This is a genomic window from Gallalistipes aquisgranensis, assembly GCF_014982715.1.
GTDB classification, from domain to species: Bacteria; Bacteroidota; Bacteroidia; order Bacteroidales; family Rikenellaceae; genus Gallalistipes; species Gallalistipes aquisgranensis.
In genome coordinates, this window is the sequence record NZ_JADCJY010000002.1 from 25204 (window position 1) to 51409 (window position 26206).

Annotated in this window: 20 protein-coding genes and 2 tRNA genes; 11 read left to right on the forward strand and 11 right to left on the reverse strand. The window is 57.0% G+C overall.

Features of this window, described 5'->3' with window-relative positions; genetic code table 11:
- The first annotated feature begins 16 nt into the window (after positions 1-16).
- Positions 17-1453 carry a tagaturonate reductase gene (locus tag INF32_RS09455; RefSeq protein ID WP_226388159.1) on the forward strand — a complete coding sequence of 479 codons (1437 nt, stop codon included), beginning with the start codon at positions 17-19 and terminating at the stop codon, positions 1451-1453.
- 12 nt (positions 1454-1465) lie between these two features.
- Positions 1466-2956, forward strand: coding sequence for a UxaA family hydrolase (locus INF32_RS09460; protein WP_226388160.1), 1491 nt, complete (start codon positions 1466-1468; stop codon positions 2954-2956).
- Positions 2957-3045: 89 nt separating this feature from the next.
- On the opposite strand, the gene INF32_RS09465 is transcribed toward INF32_RS09460, so the two are convergent.
- The 4 genes from INF32_RS09465 to INF32_RS09480 form a co-directional block, all read right to left on the reverse strand.
- Positions 3046-3429: a VOC family protein gene (locus tag INF32_RS09465; protein ID WP_226388161.1), complete on the reverse strand. Its 384-nt coding sequence runs from the start codon at positions 3427-3429 to the stop codon at positions 3046-3048.
- 74 nt (positions 3430-3503) lie between these two features.
- Positions 3504-3755: a 30S ribosomal protein S20 gene (gene rpsT, locus INF32_RS09470; RefSeq protein ID WP_226388162.1), complete on the reverse strand. Its 252-nt coding sequence runs from the start codon at positions 3753-3755 to the stop codon at positions 3504-3506.
- Between the two features lie 33 nt (positions 3756-3788).
- Positions 3789-3860 (reverse strand) — tRNA-Glu (locus tag INF32_RS09475).
- A gap of 104 nt (positions 3861-3964) precedes the next feature.
- Positions 3965-4285, reverse strand: a complete 321-nt coding sequence (locus tag INF32_RS09480; RefSeq protein WP_226388163.1) for a hypothetical protein — start codon at positions 4283-4285, stop codon at positions 3965-3967.
- 84 nt (positions 4286-4369) lie between these two features.
- Between INF32_RS09480 and INF32_RS09485 the strand changes: the two genes are divergently transcribed.
- On the forward strand, positions 4370-5569 hold the full coding sequence (locus INF32_RS09485; RefSeq protein ID WP_226388164.1) for a pyridoxal phosphate-dependent aminotransferase: 1200 nt from the start codon (positions 4370-4372) through the stop codon (positions 5567-5569).
- Positions 5570-5703: 134 nt separating this feature from the next.
- On the opposite strand, the gene INF32_RS09490 is transcribed toward INF32_RS09485, so the two are convergent.
- Both INF32_RS09490 and INF32_RS09495 read right to left on the reverse strand, forming a co-directional pair.
- On the reverse strand, positions 5704-7059 hold the full coding sequence (locus INF32_RS09490; RefSeq protein WP_226388165.1) for a phosphodiester glycosidase family protein: 1356 nt from the start codon (positions 7057-7059) through the stop codon (positions 5704-5706).
- A gap of 161 nt (positions 7060-7220) precedes the next feature.
- Positions 7221-8573, reverse strand: a complete 1353-nt coding sequence (locus tag INF32_RS09495; RefSeq protein ID WP_226388166.1) for a phosphodiester glycosidase family protein — start codon at positions 8571-8573, stop codon at positions 7221-7223.
- 236 nt (positions 8574-8809) lie between these two features.
- Here INF32_RS09495 and INF32_RS09500 point away from each other — a divergent pair.
- From INF32_RS09500 to INF32_RS09530, 7 genes are all read left to right on the forward strand, one after another.
- Positions 8810-8884, forward strand: a tRNA-Pro gene (locus INF32_RS09500).
- Between the two features lie 384 nt (positions 8885-9268).
- Positions 9269-10213: a competence protein CoiA family protein gene (locus tag INF32_RS09505; RefSeq protein WP_226388167.1), complete on the forward strand. Its 945-nt coding sequence runs from the start codon at positions 9269-9271 to the stop codon at positions 10211-10213.
- Between the two features lie 66 nt (positions 10214-10279).
- Complete coding sequence (locus INF32_RS09510) at positions 10280-10660, forward strand: A1S_2505 family phage non-structural protein (RefSeq protein WP_226388168.1); 381 nt, start codon at positions 10280-10282, stop codon at positions 10658-10660.
- Between the two features lie 75 nt (positions 10661-10735).
- Positions 10736-11317, forward strand: a complete 582-nt coding sequence (locus INF32_RS09515) for a zeta toxin family protein (RefSeq protein WP_226388169.1) — start codon at positions 10736-10738, stop codon at positions 11315-11317.
- Positions 11304-11462 carry a hypothetical protein gene (locus tag INF32_RS09520; protein WP_226388170.1) on the forward strand — a complete coding sequence of 53 codons (159 nt, stop codon included), beginning with the start codon at positions 11304-11306 and terminating at the stop codon, positions 11460-11462. Before INF32_RS09515 ends, INF32_RS09520 begins: the two co-directional genes overlap by 14 nt.
- Before the next feature lie 482 nt (positions 11463-11944).
- The gene (locus tag INF32_RS09525; RefSeq protein WP_226388171.1) at positions 11945-12514 is read left to right on the forward strand and encodes a hypothetical protein; all 570 of its coding nucleotides are present in this window, start codon (positions 11945-11947) and stop codon (positions 12512-12514) included.
- Positions 12515-12895: 381 nt separating this feature from the next.
- Complete coding sequence (locus INF32_RS09530; protein WP_226388172.1) at positions 12896-13372, forward strand: hypothetical protein; 477 nt, start codon at positions 12896-12898, stop codon at positions 13370-13372.
- Between the two features lie 51 nt (positions 13373-13423).
- Here the strand turns inward: INF32_RS09530 and INF32_RS09535 are convergent, their stop codons facing one another.
- The gene (locus tag INF32_RS09535) at positions 13424-16072 is read right to left on the reverse strand and encodes a family 78 glycoside hydrolase catalytic domain (protein ID WP_226388173.1); all 2649 of its coding nucleotides are present in this window, start codon (positions 16070-16072) and stop codon (positions 13424-13426) included.
- 256 nt (positions 16073-16328) lie between these two features.
- Here INF32_RS09535 and INF32_RS09540 point away from each other — a divergent pair, with 256 nt between their 5' ends.
- On the forward strand, positions 16329-17993 hold the full coding sequence (locus tag INF32_RS09540; protein WP_226388174.1) for a hypothetical protein: 1665 nt from the start codon (positions 16329-16331) through the stop codon (positions 17991-17993).
- 70 nt (positions 17994-18063) lie between these two features.
- On the opposite strand, the gene INF32_RS09545 is transcribed toward INF32_RS09540, so the two are convergent.
- Genes INF32_RS09545 through INF32_RS09560 form a run of 4 tightly spaced genes read right to left on the reverse strand, consistent with a single transcriptional unit; the run spans position 18064 to position 25830 of the window.
- Positions 18064-20055 (reverse strand): FG-GAP repeat domain-containing protein, encoded by a 1992-nt coding sequence (locus INF32_RS09545; RefSeq protein WP_226388175.1) that lies wholly within the window; start codon positions 20053-20055, stop codon positions 18064-18066.
- A gap of 20 nt (positions 20056-20075) precedes the next feature.
- Positions 20076-21023 carry a DUF5017 domain-containing protein gene (locus INF32_RS09550; protein ID WP_226388176.1) on the reverse strand — a complete coding sequence of 316 codons (948 nt, stop codon included), beginning with the start codon at positions 21021-21023 and terminating at the stop codon, positions 20076-20078.
- A 13-nt stretch (positions 21024-21036) separates the two neighbouring features.
- Positions 21037-22617, reverse strand: a complete 1581-nt coding sequence (locus tag INF32_RS09555) for a RagB/SusD family nutrient uptake outer membrane protein (RefSeq protein ID WP_226388177.1) — start codon at positions 22615-22617, stop codon at positions 21037-21039.
- 21 nt (positions 22618-22638) lie between these two features.
- A complete protein-coding gene (locus INF32_RS09560) occupies positions 22639-25830 on the reverse strand; it encodes a SusC/RagA family TonB-linked outer membrane protein (RefSeq protein WP_226388178.1) in 3192 nt (1063 codons plus the stop codon).
- Between the last annotated feature and the right edge of the window lie 376 nt (positions 25831-26206).

Consider the following 26206-nt stretch of genomic DNA (forward strand, 5'->3'; position numbering starts at 1 on the left):
TCAAACATAACGAATTATGCAACCTCTGAACAGAAACAACGCAGCCAACAAACGCTATCCCGAACGGATCATCCAGTTCGGGGAAGGGAACTTCCTCCGCGCCTTCGTGGACTGGATCGTGTGGAACATGAACGAAAAGGCCGGATTCAACAGCGGCGTAGTGGTCGTACAGCCCATCGAACGGGGCATGGTGGACATGCTCAACGCCCAGGACGGCCTCTATCACCTCAACCTGCAGGGAATCGACAAGGGCCAGGAGGTCGACAGCATCCAGCTGATCGACGTCATCAGCCGCGGACTGAACCCCTACACCCAGTTCGACGAATACCTGAAGCTGGCCGAAAATCCCGATATCCGTTTCGTGATCTCCAACACCACCGAAGCGGGCATCGCCTTCGATCCCACGTGCAAACCGGACGACAAGCCGGCCAAATCCTACCCCGGCAAGCTGACCCAGCTGCTCTACCACCGGTTCAGAACCTTCAACGGCGCCGCCGACAAAGGGCTCATCATCTTCCCCTGCGAGCTGATCTTCCTCAACGGCAAGGAGCTCAAGAAGTGCATCGAACAGTACATCGACCTGTGGAATCTGGGCGACGACTTCCGCCAATGGTTCGAAACGGCCTGTGGGGTTTACTGCACGCTCGTCGACCGGATCGTACCGGGCTATCCGAAAGACACCATCGACGAAATCCTCGCCAAGATCGGCGTGGAGGACAAGCTGGTGGTCAAGGGCGAGATCTTCCACCTGTGGGTGATCGAGGCTCCCGAGTCGGTCGCCAAAGAGTTTCCCGCCGACAAGGCCGGGCTGAACGTGCTCTTCGTCCCCAGCGAGAAACCCTACCACGAGAGGAAAGTGACCCTGCTCAACGGCCCGCACACCGTGCTTTCGCCCGTGGGCTATCTTTCGGGTCTGAACACCGTGAAAGAGTGCGTGGAAGACCCCGTAATCGGCAAGTTCGTCCACAAGGTGATGTTCGACGAACTGCTGGAAACGCTCGACCTGCCCAAACCGGAACTGGAAAAGTTCGCCCACGACGTACTGGAGCGGTTCCGCAACCCGTTCGTAAAGCACTTCGTGACGAGCATCATGCTCAACTCCTTCCCGAAGTTCAAGACCCGCGACCTGCCCGGACTGAAAATCTATCTGGAACGCAAAGGCGCTCTGCCCCGCGGACTGGTACTGGGTCTGGCCGGCATCATCACTTATTATAAAGGCGGCAAGCGCGGCAACGACGAGATCATGCCCAACGACGACCAGGCAATCATCGACCTGCTGAAACGGCTCTGGGCCACGGGCGATCCCTGCCATGTGGCCGAAGGAGTGCTGGGAGCGGAATTCATCTGGGGCGAGGACCTCAACAAGATTCCCGGCCTCACCGCCCAACTCTGCGCCGATCTGAAACTGATCCAGGCCGAGGGCATGGCAGCAGCCGTGAAACAAATCGTATAATTCCTCCCGTTTATGGCAACATTCATTCGGATCAATCCGGCCGACAACGTGGCCGTAGCCATCGAACCCCTGCACAAGGGCGACAGCGTGCAGATCGGGGAAGAGTTGATCGTACTGGCCGCGGATATCCCCGCCGGACACAAATTCGCGCTGAAAGATTTCGCACCGGGCGAACACATCGTCAAATACGGCTACCCGATCGGGCATGCCCGCGAGGCGATCGCCCGGGGAGCCTGGGTCAACGAAAAGAATATCAAAACCAATCTGGACGGCGTGCTGGAATACACTTACCGGCCGCAAACGGTGACGCTCGACATTCCGAAGAGCGACCGTACGTTCCGGGGCTACCGTCGTGCCGACGGTTCGGTGGGTACGCGCAACGAAATCTGGATCGTCCCCACCGTGGGCTGCGTGAACGGAGCCGTGGGCCGGTTGGCCGAGATGCTCCGGGCCGAGACGAAAGGCGAAGGGGTGGACGCCATCGCCGCGTTCCCCCACAACTACGGATGCTCCCAGCTCGGAGGTGACCACGAGAATACGCGCAAGATTCTGCGGGACCTGGTGCTCCATCCCAATGCGGGCGGCGTACTGGTAGTGGGTCTCGGCTGCGAAAACAACCAGTTGTCGGCTTTCCGGGAGATGCTCGGCAAGGTCGATCCTGCCCGCATCAAGTTTATGGAGACCCAGAAAGTGAAGGGCGACGAACTGGAAGAGGGCATGCGGCTCCTGCGCGAAATCTACGAGGTGGTCCGGAAGGACGAACGCACCGACGTGCCCGTCTCCGAACTGCGCGTGGGCCTCAAATGCGGCGGTTCGGACGGATTCTCGGGCATTACGGCCAATCCCCTGCTGGGAGTCTTTTCCGACTGGCTGACGGCGCAGGGCGGCACGACCGTGCTGACCGAAGTACCGGAGATGTTCGGCGCCGAAACGATCCTGATGAACCGTTGCCAGGACGAAGCCACGTTCGACAAGACCGTCCACCTGATCAACGATTTCAAGGAGTATTTCATCCGGAACGAACAGCCGATCTACGAGAACCCCTCGCCGGGCAACAAGGCAGGCGGCATATCCACGCTGGAAGAGAAATCGCTGGGCTGCACGCAGAAGTGCGGCAAGGCGACCGTACGCGACGTACTGATGTACGGCGACCGAATCAAAACGCGCGGACTGAACCTGCTTTCGGCCCCGGGAAACGATCTGGTGGCGGCCACGGCACTCGCCTCGGCCGGCTGCCAGATGGTACTCTTCACCACGGGACGGGGCACCCCTTTCGGCACCTACGTCCCCACCATGAAGATTTCCACCAACAGCACCCTGGCAGCCAACAAGCCCAACTGGATCGACTTCAACGCGGGAGTCATCGTGGAGAACCGGACGATCGGAGAGACCTGCGCCGATTTCACGGACTACGTGATCCGCGTGGCCAGTGGTGAAAAAGTCAACAACGAAAAGAGCGGTTTCCGCGAGATCGCCATCTTCAAAACGGGCGTAACGCTCTGACAACAAATCCGAATCTACCGGAAGAGGGTGCCCCGCAAACCGCAGGCACCCTCTTTTCCTTTCCGGCCGACACCGGCAACCAGCCCCTTCTATTCGGCCACCAGCTCGATCCGGTTGCCGTCCGGGTCGCACACCACGCTCTCGAAAAAGCCGTCGCCGGTCACGCGGGGCTCTCCCGCCACTTCGTATCCCGCGCTGCGCAGCCGCCCGGTCAGCCCGACCACTTCGTCCCGGCTTCCCGCCGAGAACGCCAGATGACAAAATCCGGTGCACACCTCTCCGGGCCCGCAGGCCACATCCCGACTGCGCATGATCTCCAGCGAAGCCCCCTCCCCGAACGAGAGGAAATAGGATTCGAATCCCTTGTCCGGGTTCACGTATTTCGGGCCGGCAGTCGCGCCCAGCCACTGCACGTAAAAATCCCTCAACTCTTCGAGGCGGGTGGTCCACAAGGCGACGTGTGCGATCTTCATCGGTTTTCGGTTTTCCGTACGACAAAAAAGCCGCCCGGCAAAGGCGGCTTTATAACGTTTATATCTTAATCCGCTTACAGCGAGTTCACGTGAACCTGCAGGCTTCCCTTGAGGTTGCCGGCCTTGTTCTTGTGAATCACGTTTTTCTTGGCAAGCTTATCCAGCATGGCCGTAACTTTGGGAAGCAGGGCTTCGGCGGCACTCTTGTCGGTGGTGTTGCGCAGCGCCTTCATCGCGTTACGGGCAGTCTTGTGATAATACCTGTTCTGCAGCCGCTTGGCCTCAGTCTGACGGATTCTTTTCTCAGATGACTTGTGGTTTGCCATGTTCCTTTTATTAAAAAGCGTCTTTAAATTTCGTAGCCCATAGGAGAATCGAACTCCTCTTTCAAGAATGAAAATCTTGCGTCCTAACCGATAGACGAATGGGCCATCGTACGCCGATGTGTTAATTTCAGCGGTGCAAAGGTAACTAAAAAGTGACAATATGCAAATATTTCACCGAAAAAAGTGACGGGAAGCGTTTTTTCATCCTGTCATTCGGCCGCCGGAGTGTCGTACATCATGTAATCGGCAGCCAGCAGCACGAGCAGCATGAAATAAGAGACCGCTCCGCTGAACCAGGCCGAAAGCAGCAGCGACAGCACGGCCACAGAGATGACGGCCCGCGCCTGTCTCCGCCGGGGCATGCTCCGGAAACGGAGCAGACAGGCCACCGTGCGCCGGACCGTGCCCAGCAGGTAAAAGGCCAGGGCGACGAGCGTGGCAGCCAGCCCCGCCGCCGGGTAATCCCGGTTTAGCAGCGCACCGAGCACGACCAGCCCCACGACGATTAAAATAAAACTCTTTCCGGACATCCCAATAAAATTCACACACCGCAAAGGTACAATAAAAATCTTTTCGTAGTTTTGTCCCGAAACGATTTACAAATCCGCCACATCATGCCGAACCTGTCAGAAAAAGGGATTTACCTGCCGCCTTCCCCTATCCGGAAGCTGGTTCCCTATGCCGAAGAGGCCAAGCGCCGGGGCATCAAAGTACACCACCTCAACATCGGTCAACCGGACATTCCCACGCCGGCCGTCGCGGTCGAGGCGGTCCGCGCCGTCCACGACAGGGTGTTCGAGTACTCCCACTCGGCCGGCATCGAAAGCTACCGCCGCAAACTGGCGGGCTACTATACCGGCATCGGTATCGACATCACTTACGAGGACCTGCTCGTCACGGTCGGAGGCTCGGAGGCGATCTTCATGGCCATGACCGTCTGCATGAATCCCGGCGACGAGGTGCTCGTTCCCGAACCCTTCTACGCCAACTACAACGGTTTCGCCATGGAGGCGGGCGTCAACATCAAGCCGATCTTCTCGACCATCGAGAACGATTTCGCCCTCCCTCCGATGGAGGAGTTCGAACGCCACATCACCCCGCGCACCAAAGCGATCCTGATCTGCAATCCGAACAACCCGACCGGATACCTGTACAGCCGCGAGGAACTGAACCAACTGCGCGACATCGTCAAACGGTACGATCTGTTCCTGCTCTCGGACGAAGTGTACCGGGAGTTCTGCTATGACGGCCACAAACATATCTCCGTGATGAATCTCGAAGGAATCGAGGATAACGTGGTGATGATCGACTCCGTATCGAAACGGTACAGCATGTGCGGTGTCCGGCTGGGCACGCTCGCCTCGCGCAACCGCGAGGTGATCGAGGCGGCACTGAAAATGGCCCAGGCCCGCCTCTCGCCTCCCTATCTGGCCCAAGTGGCAGCCGAAGCCGCCCTGGACGCCCCTAAAAGCTATTTCGAAGAGGTTTACGCCGAATACAACAAACGGCGCATCTGCATCGTGAATGCCCTCAACGAAATCGAAGGCGTCTACTGCCCCATGCCCAAAGGAGCCTTCTATACCACCGTAAGGCTGCCGATCGACGATTCGGACCGTTTCGCCCAATGGATGCTCGAGGAGTTCAGCCACAAGGGCGAGACCGTCATGCTGGCCCCGGCTACGGGATTCTACGCCTCCCGCCACCTCGGACACGACGAGGTGCGCGTGGCCTACGTGCTCAAGTGCGAAGACCTGCTGGCTGCCGCGGAATGTATCCGGGAAGCACTGAAAGTCTACCCCGGACGCACTCTTTAGCCACCACAAAAAGAGGCTGTCCTACGCGCCCGGGTCCAATGAAATCACCCCCGCAGGAACAAAATCCTGCGGGGGTGATTTCATTTCAGAAAGCCCGACAGACCTTATTCCCGTCGACAGGCAATCCGTCTGTTCTACCTGACATACAGGATGCTGCCCACAGACCGCTCTCCCTCGTGGTCGAAAGCTCCGTTATCGCAGGGATAGTTGACCACCCCTTTCCCCGAAATCCACAGGGTCGTGGAACCGCCTCCGTCCAGATTCATCGCATCGTCGGCTCCCAGGGCCCACATCGCCTTGGCAAGTTGGGGCGTGGTCATCCCCGCCGCCTTGCTCGGGAAACGGCCGTCGACCGTCAGAAAAATCACGTCTCCGCCCTCGGTCACACCGACGGCCGTCCGGGGATTTTTCGACGTATTGTGAGAGGATGAGGTGCTCAACGCCTCGACCACCTTGTCTTTCAGCAGGAACGGCCCGCCTACCAGGATATTGTCCCCCTCGAGTGTCCGGGCCTCGGTGTTGCGTCCGGGCACTTTCCGAACCTCCGCACGATTGTCCTGAATGATGATGGCAGCGTTCCCGAACGTAGCCGAAACATCGTCGTAGCCCTGCTGCACTACAACCCCGTCGATCTTTACGAAAGGCAGTTTATCCGCGGAAAAATACCCTGCATTGATTCCGGCCAACGCTCCCGCCGCTTCACATTGCACGCTCGTTTTACGAGTTCCCGAAGCGGGATTTGCGATTCCCAGCTTATTGGCCGAAGAGGGCGTCACACACACCACATTCATCGACTGGGGCAGGCCGAATGCGGTGAGGAAGGCCGACTTCCACACGACGCCCTCCCGCAGCTGTTCGGTTTTCCAGTCGGCCGTGACGATCAGCAGCGAATCGCACCGGTCAAGGTCATAATCATAATTCCCTGCATTCGACGTGGCACCGTCGCGCACCACCGTAACGGCGACACTCTCCTTGTAAATGCGCGGCACCTTCACTTTCAGGGCCGTCTCGGAAGCCTCCGACACCTCGGCCTTCACATCGTCGAAATAGACCTCGTTCTCGGCAGGCACCGTTCCGAAATTCTTCCCGGTGACGGTGACGGTCTCGTCGTACACGCCCCGCCCTCCTTCGATTCCGGTCACCTCGGGCACGCCCGGACGATAAGTCAGGGTGAGGGTATTCGTCGCGGCCCCGCCGACCTTCAAGTTGACGGCCACGGTCTGGCCCTCACGGCCGTCTTCCGGCGCTGCAACCATGATCCGGTCGTTGGAGAACGCGATGATGGGGTTCTCCCTTCCGTCGAACAATACCTGCACGTTTTCCCGGTGAAGGCCGAAATTCTTACCGTGAATGAAAAGGCATTTTCCAGGCCGGACATATTCCGGCTCGAGCGAAGTGATTTCAGGTGCGGAATCTTCGTCCTTATCGCATCCGGCCGCAACGGCAAGCAGCAGAGGCAGGGACAACAGCAGTAAAAGGCTTCGTTTCATAACGACAAAATCAATTTACAGATTAGCATATAGATCTTTTGTAAATCAAAACTATACATCCCTCCTGCAAAATCCAAGCGGAGCGGCTCACTTTGACGCGAATCGCCCCGCCTTTGCCGTTTTTCGAAACCTCGCACCTCCGGTCCCGGCGTTTCCGGTCCCTATTTCACATAGACGACACTTCCCACCGGGCGCTCCCCCCCATGATCGAACGCCCCGTTATCGCAGGGATAGTTGACCACCCCTTTCCCCGAAATCCACAGGGTCGTGGAACCGCCTCCGTCCAGATTCATCGCATCGTCGGCTCCCAGGGCCCGCATCGCCTTGGCGAGTTGGGGCGTGGTCATCCCCGCCGCCTTGCCCGGGAAACGGCCGTCGACCGTCAGGAAAATCACGTCTCCGTCCCCGGTCACACCGACGGCCGTCCGGGGATGCCTCGCCGTATTATGGGTAGTGGAAGTGCTCAACTGCTCCACCACTCCGTCTTTCAACAGAAACGGTCCGCACACCAGAATGTCGTCCCCTTCCAGAGTCCGGGCTTCGGCATTGCAGCCCGCCACTTTCCGTATCTCGACCCGGTTGTTCCGTATGACGATCGCGGCATTTCCGAATGTCGACGAAACACGGTCGTATCCGGACTGAACGACCGTTCCGCCTATCTTTACGAAGGGCTTTTTCTTCTCATCGAAATACCCCCCGTTTACACCGAGCAAAGCACCCGCATCACCGCACTGCAAACTCGTTCTGCGGAGCCCCGAAACGCTGCACCCGATCCCCAGTCTGTTCTGCTGCGAAGGAGTCACGTACACCACATTCATCGAGTGGGGAGCGTCGAACGCCTTCAGGAAAGCCGACTTCCATACGACGCCTTCCCTCAGCTGCTCGGTCTTCCAGTCGGCCGTGACGATCAGCAGCGAATCGCAGCGATCCAGATCATACGAAAAATTCACGGCATTCGACCTCACTCCGCCGCGAACGACCGTGACAGAGACATTCTCCTTATAGATACGGGGCACTTTCACAGTCAAGGCAGTCTCCGACTCTTCCGTAATCTCCGCCTCCGTCTCGTCGAAATAAACGACACGCTCACCGACAGCCCCGAACCTCTTTCCGATGACCGTGACGAGCTCTCCGTACAACCCCCGACCACCGTCTATACTCGTTATCTCCGGCACATCGGTACGCCAAACAGAAGTGACGGCCTCCGAAACATTTCCATCCCTGCTCAGGCGAACGGAAACCGGACGACCGTCCTGCCCTCCGTCGGGAACCGTAACCCCGACCCGGTTACCGGAAAGCGACTCCGCCGGATATTCCCGCCCGTCGAAAAGCACCCGGATCGCACCTGCGTCCGAACCGAAATTTTTCCCGTAAACCATCAGGGTTCCACCGGGCTGAAGGTAGTCCGGCACCAGCGAAACGATAACAGGTGCCGGCATCGATTCGGCTTCCGCATCCTTGCCGCATCCGAACGCAGCATAAACCGACAAGACGATCAACAGAAAAAATGCCATACCACTACGCTTTAGGGTCATGGAATAAACCACCATAATTAATAATATTAATCATACAAATATAACGGAAAAATACTCACGAACAAGTATCGGACAACATTCCGTTCACACCCGAAAACATTTTTTATACATCATCTCCGGAACCGATGAAAAAATACGAAATATCTTGCAAAAAAGAAAAACAAGCCCTATCTTTGCACCCGCAATTAGATCCCAAAGGATTCATAATTGCGACTCGGGGTGTAGCTCAGCCCGGTTAGAGTACACGTCTGGGGGGCGTGTGGTCGTACGTTCGAATCGTATCACCCCGACAAATTAGGCCTAAGTATTAATCACTTAGGCCTTTTTGTTTCCGCATACGTTTCCGCTTTAAAATGAAAATCTCGGTTTGAGGTCTTCTACCCGGATAAATACGGAGTATCTCCACTCATTTCTACTTCACTTATCGCCCCCACAGGAAACAATCCTAAAAAAGTTTTTCCGGATAACTTTATGCCGAAATCTTGCAACTGGATTCTGTGAACATTATTTGGAGCAGTTCAAACAACAGATACGAGGACAGACTTTGACAGGGGTCTTAATATAAACACTTTGACAATGTTTGTCCTTTTTATACTATATCCTTTTTATTTCAATTATAATTTCATAACTTGTATTGCATATATGTAGATGATTAATAATCATTAGTTTTTTCAATGACAAAACTATTGCTTCCATACGCCATTAATAGCTCTGGCAACCTTGTACACATTGATGACGCCCGTAAAGGCGATATTTATACATGTCCTTCATGTGGAGCGAATTTATCATTAAGAATTAGTAAAATACCTGAAGGTCAAAAATATCATCGAATAAATCACTTTGCCCACAAAGGTTCTGTTGATAATCGTTGTTCGGAATCATTTCTGCATAAATTATTCAAACAACGCGTAGCAGAGTATATAAGAACGGAGTTAGACAGGCCCAATAAAGCTATTTGGTTTGAATGGAAGTGTGATAAATGCAACGAACTACATAAGGGGAACTTACTAAAAAAAGCAACTCAAGTCATTGAAGAATTAGACTTGCAAGTATGTAGGCCCGATATTGCATTACTTGATAAAGATGGTAAAGTTGTCATAGTAATAGAAATTGTGGTGACACATAAACCTTCGTCAGAGACATTACAATTCTATAAAGATAATAAGATTGCATGTCTACAAATCGAGGTCTCTGATTTTTCAGAATGTGACAGGATACAAGAGAAAGTATTGCATCCAAACGCTGTAAGTATGTGTCCAAACCCGATTTGTAAAAAATGCGGAGAGGTAATGAATAGTGCCAAATTAATAGTTGTTACTGCCCCATGCTGGAAATGTTCTAATGCCATGAAAATTGCCATGATTGTATCAAATGACGGCAATTACATACATAGTCCCAAGGTTTTTACCAATGATGAAATTAGGAAGGCTCAAATGTTTGGAGTAAATATTAAAAACCGATATAGTCAAACGGTACGAGAAAATTATTGGGCAAATGTTTGTGATAAATGCAATGCATTCGTAGGAGATTTTTATATGCATGGCTATTTCAATTTACCTCATGACGAAGAGGTAGATTTAAGTTATAAATGCTTTAATTGTATGCAAATGGAGTATTAAAAGACGAAATAGAAGCCGAGACCCATTTTATGCAATGTTTGTCCTTTTCGATATTTTTACCTAATTATGAGAATAGCATCCAATCATATCATCACACTCCAATCTAATGAAATTTTCGTCTTCGGAAGTAATCTGGCAGGACAACATGGAGGTGGTGCAGCGCGGTTGGCATATCAGAAATTCGGGGCTGTTTGGGGGCAGGGTGTCGGATTGCAAGGACAAAGTTATGCTATACCGACCATGCAAGGTGGAGTAGAGACTATTAAGCCCTATGTAGACGAGTTCATTGAGTTTGCAAAGCAACATCCACAACTCAAATTCTTGGTGACGGAAATCGGTTGCGGGATAGCAGGATTCACTCCAACCGAGATTGCTCCGTTATTTGAACAGGCAAAAGGAGTAAGCAATATCTATTTGCCAGAACACTTTTGGAAGCTACTTAAATAAGATAAAATAGAGTATAAAGGCAAGCGGAAGATTTGGCACAATTTATATAAATTATTATACCTTTGCTCATACGATATGCCGAAACTATACATCATAGCAGGTTGCAACGGTGCGGGAAAAACGACTGCATCCTATACCGTATTACCTGAAATGCTCGGTTGCAAAGAGTTTGTCAATGCCGACGAGATTGCAAAAGGTCTATCACCGTTCAACCCCGAAAGCGTGGCAATCGAGGCGGGGCGGCTGATGTTGCAACGAATGGATGATCTGCTTGCAGAGGGTGCTGATTTTGCTTTTGAAACGACACTGGCGACACGCTCTTATGTGAGATTTATCGAGCGGGCACATGCGAAAGGCTACTTCGTAACCTTACTTTATTTTTGGTTGCCGACACCCGAACAAGCTATCGAACGTGTAGCGACACGGGTCAGAGAGGGCGGACATAATATTCCATCAGATGTCATTCGCCGTCGTTATGCAAATGGGATGAAGAATCTGACGACACTTTATACACCGATTTGCGATTTCTGGGCGATATACGACAACAGTTCGGCAGATGCGGAGATTAAAATCGTTGCTTCGGGAGAGAAAGATACAACAATCCAAATAACAGATACGTTATCCTATAAAGCGATTACAACCTATGAGCGAGCTTGAAATAAAACAGATGCAGGAAAAGATCAATGCAGGGATTTTACTCGCCCGAAAGCGTCTGATCGAGAAAACCAAGAAAGAGGACGGCGAATTGGTGGTCATGCGTGATGGCAAGGTCGTACGCATCAAAGCCAAAGACCTCAAATAATCTATATCCTCGGCTAAAGGGTCGGGGATTTTTCTTTTTGCTGAAACAAAAGCATCGCAACATTCTTAAAAGAAGGGAGCTGGAAAAAGTTTCTTGCACGTCTTTTCTTCTTGTTATCAATTCACTAATTGTCTAACCATGATTGACTGTCGAATCAACCGACAAGTCAACCGTACCTGTTTCAGCTATCGCAATAAACTGATAACTTGTTTATTATATAGCTTTAGAGTACACGTCTGGGGGGCGTGTGGTCGTACGTTCGAATCGTATCACCCCGACCGAAGAAGCCGACTGGTATCAGTCGGCTTCTTTATTTTCGACATTTTAGTCTCTGACATATCCTGCCCCTTGTCCGGCGGCAACCGGCAAAACCTTCCGCACCGGCCGTATCCATCAGCAAGAAACACGACAAAAAAGTCCACTTCGTATACCGTATCGAAAAAATAGCTATATTTATACGGAATACCGACCGATGAACCGCCATGAAAACTCTGAAATTCAAAATCGAAGGCGTATGCCCCCTGTTGCAGCACGACGACAAAACCGCGAATCCATTCAATGAATATGCGAAACAGCTCAAGGCCATCTCCTCGAAACGGAAGAAGACGGAAGACGACCTGCTGGAAATGGCCCGTATAGAGTGGCTGGCCGGACTATACCACACTCCGCAGTCCGGATATTTCATGAAAGCCGAATGTTTCGAAGGCTCCTTTTACGAAGCGGCCAAGGCGAAAAAACTGGGCAAGACATTCAAGGAAGCCGTCAGAATTCCGGACGATCCGGCATTCCATTTCGAACACGAGGCCCTCTCCCCCGACCAGCTGTTTCTCATGGACGAATACAAAGATTTCAGGACCATCAAAATCCAGCGCTCCAAGGTTCTGCGCTGCCGCCCGATATTCAACCGGTGGCACTGCGAAATCGAGATATGGTATGAGGAGACCCGGCTGAACGAACAGGAGATCCGGGATCTCGTGGAATACGCCGGCCGGTATATCGGCATCTGCGACTACCGGCCGAAGTACGGTCGGTTCCGCGCCACCGAAATCTGACATACGGCACGGTTCGGCGTGGCATGGCCTCGCAAGGCGGGACTGGGCATGATTTGGCGAGACGAGACGAGGCGGAACATGGCATGGCTCCCCAGAAAGGGAGTGGCTTTAAAAGATAGTTCGGAATACTCAGGGGTTCGATTCCCCTGCTATCTGCAGGACTGTCCCCGGCAGTCCGTCCCGGCGGAGTGGGCTCCGGCGAGACACGACAGCGCAAGGTACGGTGCGGTGCAGAATGGCTGAGCGTGGCGGGATGCGGCTGGGCATGGCTTGTCCTGGCATGGCACGGCTCCGGAAAGGAGTGGCTTTCAAAGATAGTTTGGAATACACAGGGGTTCGATTCCCCTGCTATCTGCACGCAAATAACCGGTATCTCATCATATGGAACCCATCCGAATCGACTCCGGACCCTGGAATATACTCGTGGAGGAAATCCTGGCAGTCTATGCGCCGGGCAGCCTGATTCCGCACGAATGGCTCAAAAACAGATTCCGTATCCGGGACAAATCCGAGCTGAAATTCAAGGATTACGGCAACGAGGCCGAATTCATCGCGGCCCTCGAACGGATCGACCGCACCTACCAGTTCCTCGTCGAGAGCCTGCAAAGCCGACTGCTGGAGGACAGGAAAGGCTACCTGGTCAACCGGCACGGGGAGGGCTACATGATCCTGCCTTACGACGAACAGGTGGCGTACGCCTACAACCGGTTCATCGGGAAACTGGAGCGAAGCATAAAAAAGACGGACCGCATCATGAAATACCGTCCGCCCGTCTCCGCCGAACAGCAGGCCAGGGACAACGACATCATCGCCCGCTACTCTTGGTTCACGCAAATGGTTCCCGTACTGAAAAAATAGTTCGCCCGGCCTCCGGCACCGGCGTATCCCGTCCGGAGGCGAGTGGCCGGTTCACCGGTCCTCGACGGTAATCACGTTCTCCCCCTGCCGCAACCGGATATCCCGGTCCAGCCGCAGCGTACCCCGGACATTGGCCGGCACGGTGAGCGTCAGCCGAATGCGTCCGTTCTTCCGCTCCCACCGGCTCCGGATCGTGCCGGACACCGAACGGTACTCCCCCTCGGCCCACGTGAGCGCCTTAATGAATCGGGGAGTGAAAATCACATGCCGGAATCCCGGTTCGGAACGATCGTAATTGATACCGGCAACAACCTGGGTCATCCAAGCCGTCACGTCGCCCAGAAACGAATGGTTCAACGACGCATCCTTGAAACCTTTGTCCATCACCCAGGTCTCGGGCAGCGTGGTCAGCCCCATATAGATCCAGTTGGCCCACGAGGGCGCTTCCGGATTGACGATCATCCGGTAGGCATCTTCCGCATAGCCGTAACGGGCCAGCACGGAGGGGACCAGTTTGCTGCCCAACATTCCGAAATCGAGGTGATACCCGTTGCGGCGGATCATCTCCGCCAGCCGGTCGGCCGTGCGCTGCTCCTCCCCGGCCGGCACCATACCCATACCGAGCGCCACGGCCTGCGCCGCCTGCGTTCCGTTGGCCCAAAGACCGGTGGCGGGGTCGTACCACCGCTCCACGATCGTCCGGCGCAACTCTTCCGCCTTCCGGCGATAAGGAGCGGGATCGTGCCCCAGTTGTTCCGAAAAACGGGCCATCAGGGCATTGTCCAGCCAGTAGAAAACGGTGGAGGTGAACGACGCGTCGGTCTTCGCCTTGTAATAGACCCAGTCTCCGAGTCCGTAGGTCAGTATTCCGTCCTTTTCCCGCGTCTTCAGATACTCCAGATAACGCCGCAGGGTGGGATAGAGAGCCTCTATGGCCCGCGTATCGCCGTAGTACATATTCAGTTTGTAGGGAATGACGAACATGGCTGCGTCCCACACCGGACCGATCCAGCCTTCGTATCCCCATCCCGCACTGGGCACGATTCCCGAAATGTCGCCCGCCTCGCGCTGGTTGTCGACGAAATCGTTCATCCACTTCTCGTACACCGCGATCCCGTCGTAATTGAGCAGCCCCAGGTCGAGCGAAATGTAGGCGTCTGCCGTCCAGCCGTTTTTCTCCCGCTGGGGACAATCGGTAGGAATACTGTGCAGATTGCTCAGATAGGTATGACAGGTCGCCTCATGAATCCTATTGAGTATCGTGTCCGAACAGCAGAACGACCCTACGGGCTCCACGTCGGTATGGATGAACAACCCGGTCACGCTCTCCCGGCCGATCTCCACGGGCCGGTCGCTCTCCACCTCGACGTAGCGGAACCCGTGGTAACAGAACGACGGCATCCAGACCTCCGTTCCGCCGCCCTTCAGGTAGTAGGTATCCGTCTGGAACACCTCGTTGGGGTCCCGGTGCCACGACCGGTCGTTTCCCTCCCGCTGGAAATAGACGTCGATATTCCCCTGGTTGAGCCGGCCGTCGGGATGGAGCAGCTCCCCGTGCCGGATTTTCACGCACGTTCCAGCCTGTCCCCGTATCTTCAGCCGGCAGAGCCCGCTGATGTTCTTTCCCATGTCGAAGACGTAAACGTTGTCCGGAAAAGACTTCATGTCCGCCGGCACGATCTCTTTCGTAATCCGGATCGGAGGCATTTGCTGGGCTGTCACCAGCGGGGCCGGCGCTTCGACCTGCCGCACCCGGTCCCACCCGGAATCGTCGTAACCGGGCTCCGTCCATCCCGTCTTCTCCAGCCGGGCGTCGTACATGTCGCCGCTGTACAGGTTGTTGTACACGTAAGGCCCCGTATTGTACCGCCACGAAGTGTCCGACGCGATCGTCTCCACGCTGCCGTCCGCATACTCGATGCGCAGATCGCACAACAGGCGGGGACGCATCCGCCAGCGGGCCTTGTGGAAGTTCCACACCGCCAGCGACTGAATGTTCAGCCAGCCGTTGCCCAACACCGCGGCCACGGCATTCTCCCCCTCTTTCAGCAGCTCCGTCACATCGTAGGTGGAATAGAGCACCCGTTTGTCGAAATGCGTGTAACCCGGATCGAGCAGGCGGTCCCCCACCCGGCGGCCGTTGATGAACATCTCGTAATAACCCACCCCGCAGACATAGGCCCGGGCCGAACGGACCGGCTTGCCGACCGAAAAACCCCGGCGCAGCATCGGAGCTTTCCGGTACTCCTTGTCGAACCAGTCGCCGATCCACACTCCGCTCCAGTCCGCCGGCTTCATCTTGGCCGTTTCGAACCATCCGGGAACGGAAACCGCCTTCCGTCCCCGGCGGTCCCACACCTCTACCCGCCACCAGTAACGGGTATGCGGAGCGAGCGGCCTCTTTCCGTCGTAACGGACGCACATCCGGCCCCCGTCCGCGGGTTCCGCCGTCCAGAAATCGGGCTTTCCGGCCGTCAGAAAGGCCGAATCGGTCGCTACAGAAACCCGGCAGCGCACCTGCACGAACTCCCTGTCCGACTCGATATTCCATGTAAACCGGGGCCGGGGATTGTCGATTCCCAACGGCACCTCCAGGTATTCGGTACGCATCCGGGTGACGCGCTCGCCGGCCCTGATCACATCGGGCAGTACGAAAAGGGAAAGGGCTACACAAAGGCAGAACAGAACGGTCTTTTTCATCTTCGAGTTAATTTTTTCTGATTAGGGTTGTCCAAAAATAATCAACACGCACCGGATTGCCAACTCCCCTCGGCCGGATACCTCGTTTTTTCTTCCGCTTCCCCGCACAAGCCGCCCCTACCGGCTCTTCCCTTCACGAAACACAAAAAAGCGGAGGAATTATCGGACGAACCGCAATATTTCCATAACTTTACCACGCGGCACCTGTCCGCGACACCCGAAAAAACTATTTGTACAACCCGAAAACAAACCATCCATGAAACCACGCAACCTCGTCCTGCTGTGCCTGCTCGCCTCCCTCCTGTCGGGATGCACGGCAAAAACCGACAGCGGCACCCCGCGCATCGTCAACATCGTCAACTTCATCCGGCTCTGCGAGCCCCGCTTCCCGGAGATCACCGAAGATGTGCTCTACGAAACCACCGCACGCCAGGTGGAACTGATGGACCGCTACGGGTTCCGGGGCACCTTCCTGCTGCAATACGACGCCCTCATGGAGCCCCGTTACGCCGAACTGCTGAAAGAGGCGGCCGGCCGGGGGCACGAAGCCGGAGCCTGGTGGGAGATCACCCAACCCCACGTCGAACGAGCCGGACTCACCTGGCGGGGCCGTTTCCCGTGGGACTGGCATGCGAACGTAGGCTTCTCCACCGGCTACACGCCGGCCGAACGGGAAAAGCTGGTCGATGTCTACATGGAAGATTTCAAAAACATTTTCGGCGCCTATCCCCGGGTGGTGGGCTGCTGGTTCTTCGATGCCCGCACGCTGGCCTACATGCACGAAAAGTACGGTGTCGAAGCCGCCTGCAACATGAAGGACCAGATCGGCACCGACGGCTACACGCTCTGGGGCGGCTACTGGGCGGGAGCCTACTATCCCAGCCGGGAGAACTCCTACATGCCGGCCCAGAACGAGGCGATGCAGATTCCGGTCCCCGTCTTCCGCATGCTGGGCAGCGACCCCATCTACCAGTACGACAACGGACTGGGTACCGACGTTCAGACGGTCGAATCCCTCGAAGCTGTCTATCCCGAGAGCGGCGGCCACCCCGGCTGGATTCGCTACTTCTACCGTTCGCTGACCGACGATCCGGCCCTCGGGTTCACCTACGCCCAGACCGGGCAGGAGAACTCCTTCACGTGGCCCGCCATGGAAAAGGGACTCCGGGAACAGTTCGCAGTGCTGGATTCCCTCAACCGCGCAGGCAAAGTCCGCATCGAACCGCTCAGCCACACGGCCCGCTGGTTCCGCAGCCGGTATCCCGTCACGCCTCCCACGGCCCTCTCCGTTCTGGAAGACCACAAGGGGGAGGGCCGCCGGACCGTCTGGTTCGACAGTCGTTTCTACCGGGCCAACCTGCTGCTCGAAAACGGAACGCTGCGTTTCCGGGACATCCACCTGTTCGACGAGACCGTCCGCTCGGCCTACCTCGACACACCGGGCACCGACACCCGGTCGGCCTACTACACGCTGCCCGTGGTGGACGGCTTCGAGTGGAGCACGCCGGACAGCCGGGCGGGGCTCTATCTCTGCCGCACCGGAGCGGACGGCCGGCCAAAACCCGTGACAGTACGGAACCTGCGGGTTCCCTCGCCCGAAAAGAACACCATGTGCGCCGTAGCGGAAACCGAATCGGGTAACTTCGACATCCGGCTGGAAGAGTCGGGATGGAGCATACGCTCCTGCGACGGCAGCGACGACTGGGCATTGGTCTTCCGGACCCCGAAAAAGGAGGCGGTACCCGCCCTCTCCGTCTCCCCCCGGCAGCTCCACCTGCTTTCCGACGGTCATCCGTACCGGCTCGAAGCCCGTTCCGGCCGCTTCGAAACACCCGAACTCCCGGCCCAGGAAACCGTCCCCGCACTCTGGTCCCTCCGTCCCTCGGAAGGGGAAATCCGGATCGACTGCTCCCTCCGGTAACCGAGCATACATAATAAAGACGAAGCCTTCCCGAGTTTCGGGAAGGCTCCGTCTTCTATACCGGTTTTCTCTATTCCGTAAAAGTCACGTGACTGTGCTCGAAAAACATCAGTTTGCCGCTCTCTACCCCGACCAGCAGATTGATCCCCTTCGACGTGTCCCCGAGACCGCAGGGCGCGGGGGCATTCGAATGGATACCCAGATAGAGATCTTTCCCGTCTACCTGCACCTGACGCGGATACTCGAACTTCATCCTTTCGTTCGTCCCCGCATTGCGGAACAGGAGCACCTGCATCCCGTCCACCTTGCCGAACTCGTTCCGCCGGTGGGCTGGCAGTCCCTTTTCCGGATTGGGATATGAACCGCCCCGGGTACAGCCGACCAGCAGGTCGAGATTGCCGTCGCCGTCCCAGTCCGCGAAGGCCAGTTTACCCCGGCCGAAATTGTTCCCGAGCCGTTTTTCGGTCGTCTGGTGTCCCGTAATGTAGCACCCGTCCGTCAACTCCAGCCGTCCGCCGTCCTCCAGCGTCAGGTCGTCCACCTGCCAGTAAAGATGCAGGGCATTCCCCTCGTCCATGTTGACCAGACAGTTCCTTCCTCCGATCCGGGCCACGGCGGGACGCACCCGCCACGAGCCCCACAGCTCGAGATTGTCCACCGACAGCGGCTGGGGAGCACCCAGATCGGGTTCTGCGGCCGTCCCCCGGTTCAGCATCACGCGGAACCGGGCATCGGAACCGGAAAAGACCACATCGGGCAGTCCGTCGCCGTTCCAGTCGAAGACCGTGGGACACATATAGCCCCACGCAGCCTCCATCGGCCCCTGCACGATCTTGTATCCGGGCCGGAAACAGATCGGTTCTCCGGCCGAACATATCTCCTCGGGGTAATCGAAATCGGGTGCTCCGTTCGTTCCCCGGTTACGGAAAAAGAGCAGACGGCCCTCCGAATTGCCGACCACCAGGTCGAGCACCCCGTCGCCGTTCCAGTCCACCACGTTCGGCACAGCCAGCGATCCGGCGAACAGGTCGCCCCCCTCGCACACCACCGGCACGGGAGCCCCGAACACAGGGTCCTCGCCGGACTTCATCCCGGCAGCCGGGTAATAGTAGAGCGCACTCTCCCCTCCGATCATCATCGCATACTCCTTGCCCCCGTTCACGGGGAAAGCGACCGCCACGCCGCCCTGCGCCGGATGGGTCAGCACCCGGTTCCGGTCGCGCCACACGTATTTTCCCTCTCCGTCGTCGCCGATCATCCGCAGGGCTCCCAGCGAATTGGTCACCACATAGCCGTTCCCGATCCGGGCCGAGGAGAGCGGCTGGAGCATGAACCGGTCTCCGCCCGCGAGCCACCGCGAACGCCCCACCGTCTTTTTCGCATCCAGATCGACCGTCACCTGCCTCAGTCCGCCCCGGGGCAGCGTTCCCCGGAACAGACCGGCCCCGTTGTAGTACGAATGAGCATCGACATTACCTCCCGCATCCTTCGGGAAATAGGTGCTCCCGTCGTCGGCCGTCACGGTCACTTCGGCGGTCGAAGTCCCCGTCATCCGCACCGACATGTGGGAAAAACGGCCGAGGCCGCCGATCTTCATCCGTCCCGTTTCGATCAGGGCATTGGACTGCGGGTCGTACTCCGTGAGCAGGAACTCTCCCCCGCCAGCCGCCCACAGCGCCAAGGTCTTCCCCTCACGGACGAAGAACGCCCCCACGGGAAGCCGGGAAATCCCGCTCACCGAAAGGTCTATCTTCTCCGGCTGCGCATACACGGGTCTCCCTTCCGGACCCATATAGCGGAACCGGGCCACATACATACCCTGCGTGGCCGCCAGCCCGTTGGGAGCCCGCAGGAAAACGTCCGGCAGTTGCGCCTCCGCAGAGGAGAACCGCCAGCCGACCGGAGTGAAACTGATCGCATACCCGGGTTTGAGCGGGGCATACCCTTTCTCCCCGCCCGCCTTCAGGGGAGAGGCATTCTGCAGCGGAGGCGCGGCGGCCGCCTCCGGACACACCGTTCCGGCCGACAGCCATACCCCCAGCAGAAGCGCACAACGTATCATCGCCCTTCTTTCCATACCTCTTATTCCTCAATGTTTACGGTCACCTTGACGACGCTCTCTTTCCGTTCGCGCCCGAAGACGTTCGAAGCCACGAACACCGCTTCGTACGTTCCCGGCTCCTCGAACACATGCTCGTAGGAGACGACGTCCGTATCCGAAAACGCCTTGACCGGGACACCCCAGTCGGGGCCCAGATTGGTCACGGCCTCCACGCCGAACCCTTTGCTGATCGCCCAGGCGTTCTTGTCCACGGTCGGGTTTCCGGCACAACTGAATACCAGCCGTTCCGTATTCTGGGTCAGCACATTATCCTTTTCCGTCTCGAATCCTGCGTACCGCACGAACGTCCACCCGGCCCCTACATGGTTCGAAAGCACGCTCTCCTTCTCCGTAGTGACGGTCGTCAGCTCGAAATCGTAGATGAGCGCATTGGTCCGCTGCCCGTGATCCCTGACCGGCGCCTTGATAACGTACTCGTAAGCGAGGTAGAGTTCGCCCCCGTCTTTCGGGAAAAGATCATAAATATCCACCTCCCCCGAAGGCGTCCGGGTCGTGGAGAGCGAATGCGCCAAGTCGAACCGGTCGGAAATGTCCGTCCAGGTCGCCGCGTCGATCCCCGCCGGCGTATAATCGCCCGAAAAATCGGTGGAACACTTCACCTTCAGATTGTTGAACTGACTGCCGTTCTGCAGCTGGGTCGTGAAGAACATCTTCACGGCCTGTGTCTCGTACACCCGGTCGCGGTCGGCGAAGGCATAGTCGTTCCCCTTCTCGCCCGAGTAGAAACGGATGAAATCCGCCCCGCCCGAGAGTTCGAACCGTACGGCGTCGCCCGCATGCCAGGTCCCCGGCGCCACCCGCACCGAAAGGCCCGGTGCCGAAATATCGTCCGACTTGTCGCACCCCTGGAACAGGGAGGCCGCAGCCCACAGCGACGCGAACATAATGCAATATCCGATTGTTTTCATGATTTTACGCATTTTACCAACCCGTATTTTGTACCAGTTTTCTGTTCACACCCATCTCGTAGGAGGGAATCGGCCACATCACGCCCTTTGGCTCGACCTGATTGAAATAGAGCATGGCCTCCGTATAGTTGCGCGGCACGGTACCCTTCACGTACTGCATCTGGTCGTAATAGATGCCCCACCGCACCAGGTCGTCCTTGCGAAGCAGCTCGAAAGCCAGTTCGCGGGCCCGCTCGTCGCGCAGCTCCTGCATGAAGTTCTCCTTGCCCGAATATACGTAGTCGACCTCTTCGCTGGCCGTCTCCGGATCGAGCCCGTGTCCCCGGCGCCGCACCTGGTTGAAACACTCGAGCGCCTCGTCATCCTCCTCGGCCAGCGCCTGGTCGTTGTTGAAATGCGCTTCGGCATACATCAGCAGCACATCGGAGTAGCGGAGCACCGGAAAGTTGATCGGCGTGGCATTGTTCTGCTTCGGAGATCCTTTCTCGTACTCGCGCCGGAATTTGGCACAGTAGCGCAGCCATTTCTGCGCGGCGGCCGTGGGAATCTTCTCAAGCGTATTCCTGTCGTAGGTGAAACTGCCGATACACCAGTCCCGGCGCACGTCGTCTCCGTCGTAGAGTTCGTACAGATAGGCCGTCGCCCGCAGGAACCCCTGGCAGAAGCCGATCGAGGAGCCCGCCGGCGAAGGAATGCCCGTATTGCGGCCCACCATGGCGGCACAGTAATAGACCGTATTGTCACCCCAGTATTCGATCTCCCAGATACTTTCCGCAATATCGTACTTGTCCTGGCTGTAATTGATGAAGACCTGCTGATAGTCGGGATTGAGCCTGTGTGTTCCGCAGTCGATCACCTTCTTCGCGTACATCTCCGCCTTGGCATACATATCGGTGCGCTTCAGCGGTTCGCCCGCCATCGTCAGGCAGACCCGCGCCAGCGTCCCCCACACGGCGGACCGGTTGATCTTTCCCCCGCCGTAGAGTCCCTCGGCCGGCACGACCAGCCCGGCCGCCGTCTCCATGTCGGAGACGATCTGCTCGTACACCTTCTCCGGATCGGCCTGCGGCACCTGCGTGTATTCGGGTTCGGCACTGGGCGCCGAGTGCAGGATCAGCGGCACGTTGCGGAATTTGTTCACCAGCATGAAGTAGGCATAGGCCCGCAGAAAGAGGGCCTCGCCCCGGACATTGTCGCGCACGGTCTCGTCCATCGGGGCCCGGTCGAGATTCTCCAGCAGCAGATTGGCCCGGCTGATGCAGATGTAGAGATACTGCCAGTAGGAGAGGATACGGCTGTCGGTCGACACCACGTAGTTGTACCCCACGGTAAACTGGTCGCGGTTGTAGGATTCGTACCCCAGGTCGGCGCTCAGCCCCATGATGCCCTGCATGTTGGCTCCGTAGAGCATGTTGTTGGCCAGCGCCCGGTACACCCCGTACAGGGCCGTGTTCACCTGTTCCTCGGTTTTGTAGAACCCCTGCGGGGTAAAGGTGTCGTGCGGTTCCGTTTCGAGGAATTCGCAGGCGGACAGCAGGCCGCAGAGCGTCAGAACCGGCAAAAAACGTTTTATGAAGCGGTTGTTCTTTTTCATCGTCGTGACGTTTTAGGAGGACTAAAAGTCCAGTTGTAATCCGAACGTGTAAATCCTGTTGCGGGCATAGGCCGAGTAGTCGAACCCGGGGGTCAGCGTCGTGTTGCGCGTGGAAACCTCGGGGTCCACGCCGGAATAGTTCGTCCACGTGAAGAGGTTCTGGCAGGCGAAATTGACGTTGATCGACCGCATACCCAGCTTCTTCACGAATTTTTTCGGCAGCGAGTAGGCCAGTTGCAGCGTCTTCAGCCGCAGGAACGAGCCGTCCTCCAGCGTCCGGGAGGTGTAGTACCCGGTGGGGCCGTGTCCCTTGGCCCGCGGGATGTTGCTACCCTGATTCTCCATCGACCAGCGGCCGGCATAGCTGGCGTACTGGTTGATGGCGACGTTCTGGTAATTGCCCTCCAGGACGATCCGGTTGGCGTTCATCACCTTGTTGCCGTAGTTCCACTGGAAGAAGACATTAAGCGAAAGGTTCTTGTACACGAACGTATTGTTGAACCCGCCCGTATGGAGAGGCAGGGCGCGCCCTATCACGGCATTGTCGGCCGCGGTGATGGTGCCGTCGCCGTTCTGGTCCACGAACTTCGCGTCGCCGGGACGGATGTTGGCCCGGGCGCTGCCGTTGGTCGGGAGCGAGGGCTTGAGCAGGTAGCTGCCGTCGCGCTGCACGTCGAAATCCGACATCTGGTAGACCCCGTCGTACACCAGTCCGTAGAAAGCGGTGATCGGCCCTCCCACCTTCGTCACGTAAAGGTTGGTGTTGTTGAAGTCGCCCGTGAAGACGATCTTCGAGAAGAGCATCTGCTGTCCGTCCGTCAGCTGCAGCACCTTGCTCCGGTTGAAACTGATATTGAAACTGCTGCTCCAGGTAAAGTTCCGGGTCTTCACGTTCACCGTGTTGAGCGAAATCTCCAGACCGTCGTTACGGACCTTTCCGATGTTGCGGTAGGCCTTCGTGAGCCCCATGCTGTACGGCAGGTCGGAATTGAGCAGCAGGTGGTCCGACGTCTTGCGATAAAGGTCGACGGTCAGGGCCAGCCGTTCCTTGAACATGGTCAGGTCGTAGCCCAGGTCGAACTGCTCCGTGCTCTCCCACGTCAGGTTCGGATTTGCGAGGCTCGAGATCACGGCCGCGTTTTGCGGGGTTTCGTTGTTCTGGGAATAGTATTCGTTCACCTTGATCCCGCCGTAGGAGGCGTAGTTTCCCACACGGTTGTTACCCGTAACACCCCAGCTGAAACGGAGCTTCGCCTCGTCCACGAACTTCACATTGCGCAGGAACTTCTCGTCCTTCATTCGCCAGGCCACGGCTCCCGAGGGGAAATACCCCCACCGTTTGCCCTTGGCGAATTTCGACGAACCGTCCGCCCGGAACGAAGCGGTCAGGATATAGCGCGACTTGTAGCTGTAATTGACACGGGCCAGCGCCGACATCAGCCGGTTCTCCTCGATCACGGCATTGGTGGAGTGCGGCGTTCCCGTGTCCAGCCCCGCCAGGCCGAACTCCTCGAAGGGGATGTTCCACACCTCATGCGAATTGTCCTTCAGGTTGTAGGTCTGCATCGTGAAACCGGCCAGCGCCGAGATGAAATGGTCCCGGCGGAAACGGGTCTGGTAGGTCAGCGTGTTCTCGTTGAGCAGCTGTTTGTTGCGGTACATGCCGTAACTGCCGTTCACCCCGCGGGAGTTGTTGGCCGAGGGATAACCCGAATAGGTCTTCGAGTTGTAGAAACGCTCCGTCTCCCGGCTGTTCTCATAGATACCGCCCCGGATATTGAGCGTCAGCTCGGGCAGTATCTTGTAGGTCAGCCGGGCATTCACCCTGAGGTTGCGGCGCGTCACGTTCCGCACCTCGTTGGCATTGGACATGATGGGGTTCAGGTTCGAGAGCGAGGACTCGTCCTCGTACATCTGGTCGTAGGTGGTGTCGCCCAGCAGGAACGGACGGTAACTCCACACCCGGTACATCATGTAGGACTGGTACTGCGTGGACTGCGGCCCGGAATTGGACTCCTCGGAGGCCACCGCCCCCTTGGTCACGTCGGTCATGTAGGCGGCGTTCAGGTCGAGCCGCAGTTTTTTCGAAAGCGCCTGGTCGATCCGCACCTGCCCCTGGTAGCGGGTGTACCCGGAGTGGTCGATGATGCCCTTCTGGTCCACGATGTTTCCCGAAGCCCAATAGCGCGTCTGCTGCGTACCCCCGCTCACGGAGACCGAATGGGTGTGCATCGGGGCGATGCGGAACAGCTTGTCCTGCCAGTCGATCATCGCCTCGTTGCGGTAGTCCTCCAGCGTCATGTTCACGTTCGTCAGGAAGGTCTCGGAGAGATTGGGATTGAGCTCCAACATGTAGCTCACGTAGTCGTAGGGATTCATCACGTCCATCGTCTTGGCCACCTGCTGCACGCCGTAGGTTCCCGTGTAGGAGACCTTCACCGGCCCCGTCTTCCCGCTCTTGGTCTCGATGATGACCACGCCGTTGGCACCCCGCGAACCGTAGATGGCCGTCGAAGAGGCGTCCTTCAGAATGGAGATCGAGGCGATGTCCTGCGGATTGATCGAGGCCGCGGAGAAATCCTCCGTCGGGAAACCGTCAATCACGTAGAGCGGCGAGTTGTCCTGTGACACGGAGTTGGCGCCGCGCACCACGATGTTCATGTCGCTGCCCGGCTGCCCGTCGTTGCTGGTGATCATGACTCCCGCGATGCGGCCCTGCAAGGCCTGGTCGAACGAGGGCACGGGCGCTTTGGTCAGGTCGCCCACGTCGACCGTCCCGATGGTTCCCGTCACGTCCTTCCGGTTCTGTTCACCGTAACCGATCACCACCACGTCGTCGATCTTCCGGGTGGACTCCTCCAGCACGATCGTCAGCGACGTGCGCGAACCGACCGTCACTTCGGCGGCCTTGTACCCCAGCATACTGACCGAAATCACATCGGATGCCTTCACCATGAGGGTGAACTTGCCTCCCTTTTCGGCGATCGAGCCGCGCTGGGTTCCCTTCACGATCACGGCGGCGCCGACCAGCGGCTGTTTCTCCTCGTTGACCACCGTGCCGGTCAACCTGAAAAGTTTCTCCTTCCCTTTCGGAGCGCCGTCCGCCAGCACCCGGTCCGCCGCCGCGAACATTCCCAGCAGGCAGACCAGCCACACCGCCGCACCGAAAGAGAACCTGCCCGCAAAGGGCATGTTTCGTCCAAGGTTCTTCATCGCATTCATATTTAGGTTAATAAATTCACGGCCTCCTGAACCGGCACAAGAACAAACGTTTGCGCAAAAACCGCGAAAAAAATAGGCTTCCACGCCCTCCCGATCTGCCTGTCCGGATACGGCGAGACGGCACCGTCCTGCCGCCTCATTCCTCGTTCACCCCTTCTCATCCGCTAAATCGTTTTACAAATTAAAATATATTATTCTAAAAAAGCAAAATTTAGCTGAAAAAATTTTTTCGGACGAAATTTTCTTTCTTTCATCCACACATGCGGAGCGTGCGGCCGTCCCGACAAACGTTTGTTCTCACAGTCCGTTCCGGCCTCACGCCACATCCGCCCTTTCCGGAAGGCGGCCCGGAAAGGATGTTTTCCGC

Coding starts and splice junctions, on each gene's coding strand:
- INF32_RS09460 (WP_226388160.1), top strand. CDS start 1,466: ATGGCAACATTCATTCGGATCAATCCGGCCGACAACGTGGCCGTAGCC.
- INF32_RS09455 (WP_226388159.1), top strand. CDS start 17: ATGCAACCTCTGAACAGAAACAACGCAGCCAACAAACGCTATCCCGAA.
- INF32_RS09540 (WP_226388174.1), top strand. CDS start 16,329: ATGAAACCACGCAACCTCGTCCTGCTGTGCCTGCTCGCCTCCCTCCTG.
- INF32_RS09465 (WP_226388161.1), bottom strand. CDS start 3,429: ATGAAGATCGCACACGTCGCCTTGTGGACCACCCGCCTCGAAGAGTTG.
- INF32_RS09505 (WP_226388167.1), top strand. CDS start 9,269: ATGACAAAACTATTGCTTCCATACGCCATTAATAGCTCTGGCAACCTT.
- INF32_RS09480 (WP_226388163.1), bottom strand. CDS start 4,285: ATGTCCGGAAAGAGTTTTATTTTAATCGTCGTGGGGCTGGTCGTGCTC.
- rpsT (WP_226388162.1), bottom strand. CDS start 3,755: ATGGCAAACCACAAGTCATCTGAGAAAAGAATCCGTCAGACTGAGGCC.
- INF32_RS09520 (WP_226388170.1), top strand. CDS start 11,304: ATGAGCGAGCTTGAAATAAAACAGATGCAGGAAAAGATCAATGCAGGG.
- INF32_RS09485 (WP_226388164.1), top strand. CDS start 4,370: ATGCCGAACCTGTCAGAAAAAGGGATTTACCTGCCGCCTTCCCCTATC.
- INF32_RS09560 (WP_226388178.1), bottom strand. CDS start 25,830: ATGAAGAACCTTGGACGAAACATGCCCTTTGCGGGCAGGTTCTCTTTC.
- INF32_RS09530 (WP_226388172.1), top strand. CDS start 12,896: ATGGAACCCATCCGAATCGACTCCGGACCCTGGAATATACTCGTGGAG.
- INF32_RS09545 (WP_226388175.1), bottom strand. CDS start 20,055: ATGATACGTTGTGCGCTTCTGCTGGGGGTATGGCTGTCGGCCGGAACG.
- INF32_RS09535 (WP_226388173.1), bottom strand. CDS start 16,072: ATGAAAAAGACCGTTCTGTTCTGCCTTTGTGTAGCCCTTTCCCTTTTC.
- INF32_RS09515 (WP_226388169.1), top strand. CDS start 10,736: ATGCCGAAACTATACATCATAGCAGGTTGCAACGGTGCGGGAAAAACG.
- INF32_RS09550 (WP_226388176.1), bottom strand. CDS start 21,023: ATGAAAACAATCGGATATTGCATTATGTTCGCGTCGCTGTGGGCTGCG.
- INF32_RS09525 (WP_226388171.1), top strand. CDS start 11,945: ATGAAAACTCTGAAATTCAAAATCGAAGGCGTATGCCCCCTGTTGCAG.
- INF32_RS09510 (WP_226388168.1), top strand. CDS start 10,280: ATGAGAATAGCATCCAATCATATCATCACACTCCAATCTAATGAAATT.
- INF32_RS09490 (WP_226388165.1), bottom strand. CDS start 7,059: ATGAAACGAAGCCTTTTACTGCTGTTGTCCCTGCCTCTGCTGCTTGCC.
- INF32_RS09555 (WP_226388177.1), bottom strand. CDS start 22,617: ATGAAAAAGAACAACCGCTTCATAAAACGTTTTTTGCCGGTTCTGACG.
- INF32_RS09495 (WP_226388166.1), bottom strand. CDS start 8,573: ATGGCATTTTTTCTGTTGATCGTCTTGTCGGTTTATGCTGCGTTCGGA.